Genomic DNA, 12,960 nt, shown 5'->3' with positions numbered 1-12,960 from the left:
CGAACGCAGATGGATTGTGAAACCTGTGGTCGGCCCAATCCACCGGGCTCGGACGTCTGCGGCGGGTGTGGCGGGGCGTTGCGACAGCCGTCATCCGATACGACGACGAGCTCGCGCCTGCTCGGCATGCATCGCGCCGAGCGGCGGCAGGTCACGGCGCTGATCTGCGATCTCGTCGGCTCCGTCTCGCTCACGGTCAGGCTCGATCCGGAAGATATGACCAGCGTCATCGACGCCTTCCTGACGACCTGCGAAAACGTCATCGGCCACCATGGCGGCGCCATCACGCAATATGCCGGCGACGGCGTGCTCGCCTATTTCGGCTATCCGCGCGCAGGGGAAGACGATGCAGCCACCGCGATCCGCGCCGCCATCGCGCTACGCGACGCCGTCGGCCGGCTCGAGGCCCCGCATGGACAGAAGCTGCGCCTGCGCATCGGCATCGCCACCGGCCTCGTCGTGGTCAGCGACCTCATGCCCCGCGCCGACGGCCGCCCGGTCGACATCGTCGGCGAGACGCCGAATCTGGCGGCGCGGCTGCAATCGATCGCCGCCCCCGACAGCATCGTCGTGGCCCGGACCACCGAGCGCATCGCGCGCGGCATGTTCGACTTCCGCGATCTCGGCACGTTCGCGCTGAAGGGATTCGCCGCACCGGTCGAGGCGTTCGAGGTGCTGGAGGAAGCCGCCGTCGCGAGCCGTTTCCACGCCCGCATTCGCGGCGAAAGCTCCCCTCTGGTCGGGCGCGACCAGGAGCTGGCGCGTCTATTCGATTGCTGGGCGGCGGCGCGGTTCGGCAGCGGACAGGTGGTGCTGCTCCATGGCGAGCCGGGCATCGGCAAGTCGCGGCTGGTCGAGGAGCTGCGTCGGCGCGTGGCCGACGTCTCCCAGCTCCAGATGATCTGGCACTGCAGCCCCACCCGTTGTGACAGCGTGCTGTATCCGATCTCGGAGCAGCTCGCGCTCATCGCCGGCTTCGACCGCTCCGACGGCGCAGCGACGCGTCGCGACAAGCTCGATCGCTTCATGAACGCGCACGGCGTCGGCGACGCCACGGCGCGCGCCGTGCTCGCCGATATCCTGGGCGTCGCTCCCGAGCCGGACAGTCCGCTGCAGACGATGACCGTCGAGAAGCGCTCGGAGGTCACGCGGGAGACGCTGCTCCGGCTGATCGACATGATGGTGCCGACCGGGCCCGCGCTGCTGGTGCTGGAAGACGCGCATTGGAGCGACACGACCACGCTCGAGCTGCTCGATCGGGCGATCCGGCGCGCCGCACAACGCCGCTGGCTGATCGTGGTCACGGCCCGGCTCGAATATGAGCCGCCCTGGGCCGGGAGCCCGCAGGTCACGCGGCTCCCGCTCGGGCGATTGAGTCACGGCGACGCCGAGCGGATCTGCACCCATGTGGCCGCTTCGGCCGCGCTGCCGGCAGCGACGCTGCGCCAGATCGTCAGCCGTGGCGAAGGCATTCCGCTATTCCTGGAAGAGCTGGCGAAGTACGTCGTCGAAGCCTCCGCGGCGCCCGCACGGGACGGCCATGCGAGCGTGGCCATTCCTGCCTCGCTGCAGGACTCCCTGGTTGCGCGGCTCGACCGATTGGGGCCGGCGCGCCGGATTGCCAATCTCGGCGCCGCCATCGGCCGCCGCTTCAGCTACGATCTGTTGTCGGCCATCGTGGCGGAGCCCGAAGCCAGGCTCGGCGAGAGCCTGGATCAGCTCGTCAAGTCCGGCCTCGTGGAGAGCAGCGGCGCGCCGCCCGACGGCCTCTACACGTTCAAGCACGCGTTGATCCGCGACGCCGCCTACGAGTCCCTGCTCCGGCGCGAACGCCAGACATTGCATGGCAGGATCGCCGCGGTGCTGCGCGATCGCTTTCCCGAGACGCGGGACACCGAGCCGGAGTTGCTGGCCTACCATTTCACCGAGAGCGGCGCGATCGCCGAAGCCATCCCGCTATGGGCGGCCGCGGGCCGGCGCGCCGCCTCGCGCGCCGCGCATGTCGAAGCGGCGCGACATCTGCAAACGGCGCTCGACCTGCTGCGTCATCAATCCGCCGACGGCGAGCGCGCCGACTTGGAGCTCGAGCTCCTGATCGGGCTTGCCGTCAGCCTCGCCGCCTCGCGCGGCTACACCGTGCCCGAGGTCGGCAAGGCGCTGTCCGAGGCACGGGCGATCTGCGACGCACTCGGCAACACCGCCGGCCTGTTCGCCGTGCTGCGCGGCATCTGCAGTTTCCTGATCATCGCGGGCGATCTCGACGGTGCCGAGGAGATGGCGCATCTGTGCCTGGGAATCGGCGAGCAGACCGGCCTTCCCGAGCACCGCATCGAGAGCGGCGTTGCGTTGGGCTACATTCTCTTCGCCAGAGGCGACCTCCCCGCCGCGCGCCGGCTGCTGGCCGCCGCGGTGCAGCTCTATCAGGCATCTGACGGCGCGCGGCTGCCGCAACTGTCCTCGCAGGATCCGCTGGTCGCCGCCCAGGCCTCGCTGCTGCAGGTGCTGCATGCGATGGGCGACGACGCTGGAGCGGCCGCGGTCGCCAGCGATCTCATCGCGCATGCGCGCCGGCTCGGACGTCCGTTCGACCTCGCCTGGGCGCTGTCGTGGCTCGCCTTCTATCAGCTCGCACGCGGCGACTACGAGGATGTCCTCCTCGCCACCGAGGAAGCCCTGACCATCTGCCGCGACCATGGCTATCCGCTCTATCAGCTGGTGGCGGGCAGCCTGCAGGCGCACGCCCGCGGCCATCTCGGCAGGAATCCAGACGAGGCGCTGGCGGCGGCGTGCGAGGCGCTGCCGGCATTCCAGACGCTCGGCATGATGCATTTCTCCTGCTTCTATCTCGGCGAGGTCGCCGGCCTGCAACTGATCGTCGGCAACACGGCCGAGGCGATGCAGACGATCGATGCGGCGATCGACGCCGCGCGGCGCTATGGCGACGGCTATTTCCTGTCGCCGCTGCATCGGCGGCGCGCCGAGATCCTGGCCGCCGTTCCGGATCATGCGCCGGGCCAGGTGACGGCCGCGCTGCGCGAGGCCGTCACGGTGGCCGAGGCGCAGGGCGCGGCGGCGTTCCTGCGCCGGGCGGCGGCGCGGCTCGCCGCCGTCGATGATGACGCGCCGAGGCGACAATCGGCGTGACGACCTGTTCAGGCCATGGGGGTGGCCGTCGCGACGGTGAAGTCGATCTCGGCCCAGATGCGCGTGGTCGCGGTCAGGACGAGCTTGCCGTCGACGGGCGTGCCGAGCCCGAGGTCGCGAATGAACGGCAGGCTGTCGAGCGCGCTCATCTCGATCGTCCAGTTGCCCGATTGCAGTTGCCAGCTGCGCAGCGCCGTCAGGTCAAGCGCGCCGTTCAACAGCGTCTTGTAGCTCGCCGCGGTGAGACTGTCCGCCGACCGCGCCTGCTTGAGATAGAACACGGGAATCGGCAGACCCCAGACGCCGCCCAGGAACGACGCCATGCCGGGCCCGGTCGTCACCTGCTTCAGCCGCTCGTCGTCGGCTCCGGCACAGAGCCGCCGGAACGCATCCGCCGGCGAGGCCACCGCGGTCGCGGTCGGGGGCGATCCGTCCGTGCCTTCGATTCGGATGACGCGCTGCTGGCAGGCATGGGCATCCGGCCCGTAGCAGGCAATCGCCAGCCCCGAGACGTCGAACGGGTCGTTCGATGGCGCGCTGGCCGGCTGGACGATGGTCGCGTGATATTTGGGAAAGCCCCAGACCTCCTGCCCCGCAACCACCGACCAGGCATTGTCGACGAACAGATAGGCAGGCACGAAGCCGATCGATTTCGGCAGCAGGGCACCCCGCTCATAGCTGCCGACCAGGAGCCACAGCCCGATATCGGTCTCGGACATCGTCCCCTGCTCCGCGAATGGCGGCGTCGCGGCTTGGCTCTTGCGCACCTGGATGACGTTGACGAACGCCATGTCCAGCATCACGCGGAACTGGTCGCGGCCCGCGACGCGGTTGAAGGAGCGGTCGAGGAATCGCTGGCAGGCACCGAGGTCGGCCGGCACGGCGAAGCCGTAGAAGGTCGAGTCGTTGCAGAGATAGGGCGCCGGCGGAAGCGTGATCCATCCGGCGTAGTTGACATAGGCGTTGGTGATGTACGGCTCAGGGCTGGTGGAGACGATCGGAATGTAGACGCCCGACAGCGCCGACGCCGCGGCAAGGCCGGACATCGCCGCGACCTCCACGCATCCGGCGTTGATCTCAGGCACACGGGTCCAGTCGCCGGCGAGGAAGAGATTGTCGTAGCCGGACTTGCCGGGCTCCATCCGGTGCCGCAGCGTGCCCGGCAGGCTCAGCACATAGCGTTCGCTCGGATTGATGTTGGCGCGCCAGAACTGGAAATCGAGCCGCGCCGATCCGCTGATGTCGCTCGGCGCGTGCAGCAGATCCCAGCGGAACGTGCTGCCGCTGCCGATGTTCGTCCACAACGTATCGAGCCAGGACGTCATCCAGTCCTTCGATGCGTTTTTCACATAGTCCGCCGCCAGTTCCTCATTGTCCGGCGCGCTCTTGTCGCTCATGATGGCACAATAATAGGCGATCGAGCGCGGCCCCGGCGCCGGCCAGTCCTCGGCCGGCAGCAATTGCGACATGTCGGAATAGGTGTCCAGCGGCGGCTTGCAGGTGGTGACGATCGGCCCCATCGTCTCCAGCGACGGTCCAGGCGCCACATAGGGGCCGCCGAGATCCCCGACCGGGCAGTCGAGCCAGAGCTGCAGCGCCATGGTGCGCACGGTTGGGAGATTGCCGACCATGTCGGCCCAGGCCGGCTTCTGCTGCACCAAGGGCCGGCAGATCTCATCGAGTGCGCCGACCGCGATGCCCAGCACCACCTGGTCGAAATCCTGGCCGAGCTGCAGGCTGAGCCGCGCCGCCGGAGGCGGCTGCGGCGGGTTGGGAGGACCATAGGCGTTCTCGAAATTATAGCCCTTCAGCGCGTAGTACTCACCGTTCTCGATCTCCTTCCATTTGGGCTCGGACGGCCAGCACCAGTAGTTCTTCACCAGGACCAGCGGATCATATTTGCCATCGACGAACTCGACCTGCTTGTCGATGTTGATGATCGCGATGTTGCTACCGTCCTCGGTCGGCTCGAGGCTCGTGACCTTGTGGAAGAACTTGAAGTTCACGCCGCGCCGCGCCAGCAGCTGGTAGATCGGGGTGCAGATCGTGTCCCCCATGCCGACGACGGACTTATAGAAGAACGCCCCCTTGTAGGTGAAGAACAGCCGCAGCAGTCCCTGAACGGCCGAGCAGGCCGACACCTGCTGCTCCGACGGCTCGCGGGAGCCGCTGCGAAAGGCGAAGATGTATTCATAGAGCGCGGTCACGATGGCGTTGTTGGCAGCCTCTTCATCCTGCTGCGCCAGAAAGCTGCGGAATTCGAACCTGTCGAGAACCTCCAGCCCATCCGTCAGGCAGTCGTTCTCGATGATGCCGAGCAGCATGCAGATGCCGAGATTGGCGAGGATCAACAGCCGGCGCAGGCCTTCCTCGAGGCCATCGATCTTCTGGTGCTCCTTGACGATGCCGCGGAACGCATGGAGAAGCGCCGCCATGTCGCCCTGGGCATCGCGGCGGATCGCTTCGACGTCACTGTGCAGCTTTTCGCCGACGCGGTAAGCCAGCAGCAGCAGCGGATGGCCCTTGCCATTGGACGGGACCGCCGCCAGCCGGGCCTGCCGCTCGGCGGGCATGGCGGCGATCGCCTTCGTCAGTTCGGCATTCAGGTCACCCGGCCAATCCTCGAGATAGTAGTTCAGGTTGAAGATGATGCTGGCGATGGTCCGCAGCAGCAGGGTCGAGAGCGGTGGCACGATGTTGTCGGCGGGCGCCCACAGGCTATCCCGGCCGGGATAGACCGATTCGTCGACATCCGGCTGAAACCAGAATGGCCAGGGCAGCCATTGGCCGTCGGTATACTCGGCGTAGAAGATCTCGTTCTGCCGCTTGAAGGCATCATCGATCGTCCTGATCGGGTCGCTCGGCGGTGCATCCAGTGCCTTCAGCGCGGCACGCAGGATGGTGAAGGCGTTCTCGTAGAAGCCGGCCCAGATATGCAGCCCATGCTCCTCGATGCGCTGTCCCTGCTTGGCGTTGCGTCCGCTGGCGGTCTTGCCTCCGAGACGCCAGCCGAGCTGATACAAGGTGATCTCGTAGAGCTCGCCGCGCGGATCGATCTCGCTCAAGGCAAAGGCCGCACTCAACGCGCCGATGCCGCCGCCCAATATCGCCACGCGGGTCTTTCTTGCTGCCATGTCGATGATCCTGCCCTGACCTCGGACGTTCTCGCCCGGGCGAGCCGGAACGACGTCGTCCATCGGCGCACGAGTCCGCGGTCCGCGCGGCCCGTGCGGTTGAATGACATTCGGTACGATGGGTTTACAAAATCGGCGCCGCGCCCAGTTCAATCCGCGTGGCGATGCAATGAGGATGCATCGAATACCTATCACAATCTCCACGCGATCATCAAGCGGGCGCATCGTCGACGTCGCGTAAGGCGAAGACCAAGCCGCCGCGTCCTTCCCGCCCGCTACGTCGTTATCTCAACTTTTGCGGGAAGAACGGCGAATTGCCACCGCTTGAAGACGGCGCTCCGATCACCACGCTGCCATCGATCACGTCAGATCGGAATGCACATCGCCGGGCCCGTCGAGAAACAGCGGCAGCCGCACGACGATGCGGGCGCCGCGCGGCGCGTCAGTGATCTCGATGCTGCCACGATGCGCCTCCACCAGCGTCCGCACCACCGCCAGTCCGAGCCCGGCTCCTCCGGTGCCACGATTGCGCGACGTGTCCAGGCGCGTGAACGGCTCAAGCATGGCCTTGCGCTGGTCGCCGGGAATCCCGGGCCCTTCGTCATCGACCGTCAGCACGGCGTGCTCCGGCTGGCGTTGCAGCGAGACATGCGCAGCCTCGCCATATTTGAGCGCGTTGTCGATGATGTTGGCGACGATCCGGCGCAGCGCGACGCGGTCACCGAGCATCAGCAGCTCGCGTCCATCGCCCGCATGGTCGAGACGCACCCGCGCCCGGTGCGCACGGCGATCATCGACCTCGGCCCGCACCAGCTCGTCGAAGGCGATGAGCTCCTGCGGCAGCTCGCCGGCCCCCGCCCGGCTCGCGAGCAGCGCGTCGTCGAGCAGACGGATCATGTCGGAGATATCGACCACGGCGCGCTGCCGCTCGGCGTCGTCCGGGATCTGGTCGATACGCAGCCGCAGCCGCGTGGCGAAGGTGCGGACGTCGTGAGCAATGCCGCCGACCAGCGCCATGCGCGCCTGCATCAGATCGGCGAGCCGGTCCTGCAGCCGCCCGAACGCCGTGACCACGGCGCGCACCTCGGGCGCGTTGCGGCGGACGTCGGGCAGTGGCACCGCCGCTCCGCCGAGGTCGACCCGGTCGACGGCGGCGGCAAGGCGCGCCAGCGGCCGGGTCTCGCGCTGCATGATGAGAAGCGCGAACAGCGCGACCACCGTTCCGAACAGGCCCGCGCCGAGTCCGATCGGCAACCCCTGCTGGGTCAACACCAGCGACGAGCGCGAATCCACGACGAGCACGTCGCCGCCGTTCAGGCCGATGCGGAACTCCAGGGCATTCTGCGGCGCCCGCGAGAGCCGCGGAAACCACCGCCCCTCCGGCTCCGGCACGGAGGTGATGGCCAGCGGGCGCGCACCGAGCGCCTCGGCATAGGCCTCGCGCAATCCGGACCGGACCGGCGCGGGCTCCGTCCGCAGAAGCCGGGCCGCCGCGTCGGCCCCGACCAGCCGGACCTCGAAGCGGTCGGAGGACACGGCATCGACGACCCGGCCCCGCTCCGTCCGGGACGTTCGCTCGATCAGCTCGGCGAGCGCGGCCAGCCGCATCGGCAGCGGCGTCGCGCCTTCGAGCTCCGCGGTACGGGCGCGGTAGAACCGCGCCAGGGTGACGATCCAGATCGCCAACAGGCCGATGATGACGATGAGGCCGATACGCATCGCAAGCGTCAGCCGCATCATCACGCCACCGGCCTCACCGTCGCCGTGAACAGGTATCCGCCGTTGCGGACGGTGGTGATCAGGTTCGTTCCCGGGCTTGCGGCCTCGAGCTTGCGCCGCAACCGCGAGATCAGCATGTCGACGGTGCGGTCGAAAGGCTCGGCGGAGCGGCCGCGCGTCCAATCCAGGATCTGGTCGCGGCTCAGCACCCGCCGCGGCCGCTGCACGAAGCAGGCGAGCAGGTCGAACTCCGCCGAGGTCAGCTGGATCGGCGCGCCCTGCGCATCCGGGATCTCGATGCTGCGGGCATCAACGTCGAGCACGAAGCGGTCGAAACCGAAACGCCGGCTCGCGTCTCGCGGCGGGCTCGCCTGGGTACGCCGCAACAGCGCGCGCACGCGGGCCAGAAGCTCGCGTGGCCCGAAAGGCTTGACCATATAGTCATCGGCGCCGAGCTCCAGCCCGACCACGCGGTCGATCTCGTCGCTCTTGGCCGACAGCATCAGGATGGGAATGTCGTCGCTCGCCCGCAGCCGGCGGCAGATCGAAAGCCCGTCCTCTCCCGGCAGCATCAGGTCGAGAATGATGAGATCGGGGCGCAGCCGCCGCAGCACGGCATCCATCGCCGCCGCCGTGGCGGCGACCTCGATCTCGAACCGTTCCCGGCGCATGAAATCACTCACGAGCCGGCTGATCTCCGGGTCGTCCTCCACCATCAAAAGCGTGGCCGCAGGCATGCTCATCGCCAGGACTGATGCCCAAAACCGGTGGCTTGGCAATGGTCCGGCGACGGCCGTTACACACCGTTACGCCACGGCCAAATACCGAGACGCCGGCGAGCGGGACGCCGGTATCCGACGGCCGGAGAAGCCCTTGCTGGCGCACGGGCGCGCTCCACACCGGCGATATTTAATTCGAAAGGCCACTTGCTGAGCAAAACCTTATTTAATATAAATTAAATCAAGCGGCAGTCCCAGATCATTTAATGGCTCCGAATATATAAATTCTCGTTCTCGCAGGCAATCGGACGGCTCCGACGTCCGAAACGCAACTGATGAAGCTTCAAAACATGCTGCACAATCCCAACGCGAGCACGCCTGCCTACCCCCCTCAGCAGGAGCAGGGTTGGGACCGGAACGGACCCGGGCCGTTTGACATGGCGCTGGGATTCCTGCGCCGGCACTATCTGGTGATTGCGATCACCACGGTGCTTTCGCTCCTGGCAAGCTTCGCCCTGCTGAAAATCCTCCCGCCGACCTACTCGGCGGACGTCAAGATCATGCTGGGCACCTCCAAGGCCGCGGTCGTGCAGCCGCAACCTGCGGTTCAGGACGAGCCCCCGCTCGACATGGAGTCGCAGATCGAGATCCTGAAATCCAAGTCGATCGCGACCAGCGTCATCAACCAGTTGAACCTGGCCGACGACCCCGACTTCAACGGTAAAGGCAGCCCGCTGCACGGTGCGGTCAACGCGGTCCGCAGGCTCGTCGGTTTGGCGCCGGAGCCAAACGCGCCGTCCATGGACGATCTCCTCGACGAATTCCAGCGCCGGATGAACGCCTTCAGGATCGGCACCAGCTCGGTCGTCGAGGTCGATTTCAGCGCCAGCGATCCCCATCGGGCGGCGATGATCGCCAATGCCATCGCCAAGGAGTATTTCGATCAGCAGCTGAAGGCGGAGGCCAACGAGCAGCGCACCATCACGGCCTGGCTCCACGACCGCCTGCAGGACCTCGGCAACGACGCGACGACGGCCGAGCGCGCCGTCAACGAGCTGAAGAGCCGGTACAATATCGTTTCGGCAGACGGCAAGCTCATCGACCAGCAGCAGGTCACAGAACTCACCAACCGTCTGGTGGCGGCGCGCACCCATACCGCCTCGCTGATGACCCGGCTCAATCGGTTCGACGACATGCTCGCGACGAGCAATGCCGATATGCCGGTCGACCGCATTGCCGCCGTCTCCGACTTCTCCCCGGCGGAACTCAGCGGCAATCTCAATCCGCCGGACGGCCTCTCCTTGAGCAATTCCAACAGCACGACGATCATCAACAGCCTGCGTCAGCAATATCTCGATAACGCCAAGCGCGAGTACGAATATGCTGCGAAATATGGCAACGATCACGTCGCCGTCGTCAATATCCGTGCGACGATGAAGAGCATCCGTCAGGCCATGCTCGACGAGGTGCGGCGCCTTGCCGACGTCGCCAAGCATGACTATGCGGAGGCCAAGCAGCAGCAGCAGGAGATCGAGAGGCAGCTGGCGCAAGCCGTTGGCAAGTCGCAGGACACCAGGGCCGCGGAGGTCAGCATCCGCGAGCTGGAGACGAGCGCCAAGAGCTATCGTGCCCTCTACGACACCTTCCTTCAGCGCTACATGGGCTCGGTCCAGCAGGGCTCCTTCCCGATCGCCAAGGCGCGTGTGATCTCCGCCGCCACACCACCGAAGAAGAAGATCAAGCCGAAGTCCATCGTGCTGATGGCGATCGGCCTGTTCGGCGGCCTGGCGCTCGGCGGCGGCCTTGGCCTGCTCGCAGAGGCCAAGGACCGCAGCTTTCGAACGACCGATCAGGTCGAGGATCGCCTGCGCCTGCCCTGCCTCTCGGTCGTCCCTCTGCTCAAACGAGGCGAAGTCGACAAGTTCACCAAGAAAGCGACGGCCAACGCCGTCGCCAAGGTCGAACCGGACTGCAGCCAGCGAATGGTCTCGAGAGGCCCCGGGACCTGCTGGGCCGCATCCGCGATGCCCACTTCGCGCTTCGCCGAATCCATCCGCTCGTTGAAAGTCGCCATCGACCAGGATCCGAACCGGACGTCGCGGAAGGTCTTCGGACTGACGTCCGCCCTGCCGAACGAGGGCAAGTCCATCATCGCCGCGTCGCTGGCGCAGTTGGTCGCCAATTCAGGCAAGCGGGTGATCGTGGTCGACTGCGACCTCAGGAATCCGTCGCTCTCCGCGATGCTCGCCCCCGATGCCGGGACCGGGATCGCCGACATCGTCTCGGGAGGGCGTCAGCTAGCGGACGCCGTCTGGACCGACCCGGTGACGCGCCTGGATTTTCTGCCCGGAATGGGCGCCGCACAGCGCGACACCAGCGATATCCTCGGCAACGAGCAGATGCGCAAGCTGTTCGAGCAGCTCCGCGAAGCCTATGACTACGTCATCGTCGATCTTCCGCCGCTCGCCCCCGTCGTCGATGCGCGGGCCATCTCGGCGCTGCTCGACAGCTTCGTCCTTGTCGTGGAATGGGGACGGACGCCCGCCGAGGTGGTCGAGCATGCGCTGAACACGGCGCCCAACGTCTACGATGCCCTGTTCGGCGTCGTGCTCAACAAGACCGACATGAAGGCGCTGAAGCGCTACGCCAATCACTTCGGCGACTACTACAACCATAAATACTATGCTCGTTACGGGAGCGTGATGGCCGAGTAGGTCCATCGGCGCGCGCCGGCCGGTGCGCGCCATGGACGGCAACCGATGACGGAGATCGATCGGCCGTCAGCGCTGGTGCTCGGCGCGAATGGATGGCTGGGCGATGCCGGCACGCTCCAGAGCGCTGCGAACGTAGATCCCTGAGAGATAGCCGACCTGGACTGCAACCAGACCGGCGCCGGCATAGAGCGCGGCCGGCAGCCCGCTGATGATCGACGCGGCGATGCACTCCATGAAGACGATCGCGGCAAGCGCCAGCAGCGTGCGCACCGTGAACATCGTCCCGGCAACCACTCCGGCTGCAAAATGAAGCGCTATCACCCACATCAGTTCATGCCTCCTCGGGCGTCTCGAGAGGCTAGCGGCCAATGGTTAGCGATGAGCTAAGCCGCCCGGGAGGATTCGAACAAGCGCATCGGAGCAACACTTTCAGGCGAAAGATGCGCCTACGGCCCGCTGAGCGGGTGCAGCATTGTCTGGCGGTTCTGCCAGTGCGCCCGGTAGAGCCAAAGCACCGCGGTCACCAGGACGACATCGAACAGACCCATCACGGTCTGGCCGTAAACCTGCGGGTGGACGCCGCCCAGGAGGAGCGCGAGTTTTACCGATTGCCGCACCACCTCCGACCCGAGGAACGCGATCAGCGAGTTCTGGCCGACGTTGAGGATGAGCGCGACTGCCGGCGATCGCCGGGTGCGCGCGTACACCGCCCACAGCAGCGCCAACAGCAGCGGCAATGTCCAAAGCAGGTTGAGGAGCTTGTCGAACCGATAGGGGTATTTTTCGCCGTTGCTGGGAAAGCCGAGGCTGTAATCGAGCAGCAGCCCGAAGATGAAGATCCCCGCCAGCGCCGTGTAGAACGCGGGTCCGATCAGACGGTTGGACCGATGGAGATCTCCGAGCCAGATACCGACCACGAAGAACATCTGCACCTGGAGCGAGAACAGCAGCAGAATGACGGCCGGATTCTCGAGCTCGGCGGCCGTGCTCGTGTTGCTGAACCAGGTGCACGCCACGAAGATCGCAGCCGACAACGCGAGCACCAGGAGCCTGCTTCGCTTGAACATCGGCAGGATGACCGGCAGCAGCAGGAATATCAGCCCGTAGAATTTGAGGATCGTGATGGCGGTCGGCTCGGACTGGAACGTCAGCACGTCGAAAATCGCCTGCCCCACCGGCTCTCGCTTCTTCCCCAGAACGGCCATGCCGACCGCAACCGGCACCGAGACGACGAAATAGGCGGCGAGCACCTTCAAGCCGCGGGCGACGAGTTCTCCATGTCTCTCCTTGTGCAGATAGACGTAGCCGACCATGAATCCCGAGATCACGACGAAGAGCTCGGCGAAGGGATTGAATTTCGTGAACAGATCGACGGAGTCCGGAAAGACGTTGGCCGTGTGATGATAGAACACGAACAGCATCGCGCAGCTTCGATAGAAGTCGACCAGAAGCTCGCGCCTCTTCTGGCCTGCCGCACTCACCGCTCAATCTCCGAACACACGTCGCTCGATGGGCGACAGTCAGCCGGTG

At 66.3% G+C, this 12,960-nt stretch carries 7 protein-coding genes; 2 read left to right on the top strand and 5 right to left on the bottom strand.

Annotated elements, in window-relative coordinates; all coding sequences use genetic code 11:
- Positions 1–78: 78 nt before the first annotated feature.
- Positions 79–3,144 carry an ATP-binding protein gene (locus ACQR10_RS15890; RefSeq protein WP_434887603.1) on the top strand — a complete coding sequence of 1,022 codons (3,066 nt, stop codon included), beginning with the start codon at positions 79–81 and terminating at the stop codon, positions 3,142–3,144.
- An 8-nt stretch (positions 3,145–3,152) separates the two neighbouring features.
- Here ACQR10_RS15890 and ACQR10_RS15885 read toward each other — a convergent pair whose 3' ends face one another.
- The 3 genes from ACQR10_RS15885 to ACQR10_RS15875 form a co-directional block, all read right to left on the bottom strand.
- Positions 3,153–6,278 carry an NAD(P)-binding protein gene (locus tag ACQR10_RS15885; RefSeq protein ID WP_316216151.1) on the bottom strand — a complete coding sequence of 1,042 codons (3,126 nt, stop codon included), beginning with the start codon at positions 6,276–6,278 and terminating at the stop codon, positions 3,153–3,155.
- A gap of 360 nt (positions 6,279–6,638) precedes the next feature.
- Positions 6,639–8,018: a sensor histidine kinase gene (locus ACQR10_RS15880; RefSeq protein ID WP_316216150.1), complete on the bottom strand. Its 1,380-nt coding sequence runs from the start codon at positions 8,016–8,018 to the stop codon at positions 6,639–6,641.
- Positions 8,018–8,740: a response regulator transcription factor gene (locus ACQR10_RS15875; protein ID WP_316216149.1), complete on the bottom strand. Its 723-nt coding sequence runs from the start codon at positions 8,738–8,740 to the stop codon at positions 8,018–8,020. The genes ACQR10_RS15880 and ACQR10_RS15875 overlap by 1 nt, the downstream gene beginning before the upstream one ends.
- 326 nt (positions 8,741–9,066) lie before the next feature.
- Here ACQR10_RS15875 and ACQR10_RS15870 point away from each other — a divergent pair, with 326 nt between their 5' ends.
- A complete protein-coding gene (locus ACQR10_RS15870; RefSeq protein ID WP_410051416.1) occupies positions 9,067–11,430 on the top strand; it encodes a polysaccharide biosynthesis tyrosine autokinase in 2,364 nt (787 codons plus the stop codon).
- 66 nt (positions 11,431–11,496) lie between these two features.
- On the opposite strand, the gene ACQR10_RS15865 is transcribed toward ACQR10_RS15870, so the two are convergent.
- Entirely contained in the window at positions 11,497–11,757 is a 261-nt protein-coding gene (locus ACQR10_RS15865) for a hypothetical protein (RefSeq protein ID WP_316180516.1), read from the bottom strand.
- Positions 11,758–11,876: 119 nt separating this feature from the next.
- A complete protein-coding gene (gene opgC, locus ACQR10_RS15860; RefSeq protein ID WP_316216147.1) occupies positions 11,877–12,911 on the bottom strand; it encodes an OpgC domain-containing protein in 1,035 nt (344 codons plus the stop codon).
- Positions 12,912–12,960: the final 49 nt, after the last annotated feature.

This window comes from Bradyrhizobium sp. HKCCYLRH2060 (assembly GCF_051168135.1).
Taxonomy (GTDB): domain Bacteria; phylum Pseudomonadota; class Alphaproteobacteria; order Rhizobiales; family Xanthobacteraceae; genus Bradyrhizobium.
Note: the sequence above shows the minus strand (reverse complement) of the source record. Positions and strands in the feature narration are given on the sequence as shown.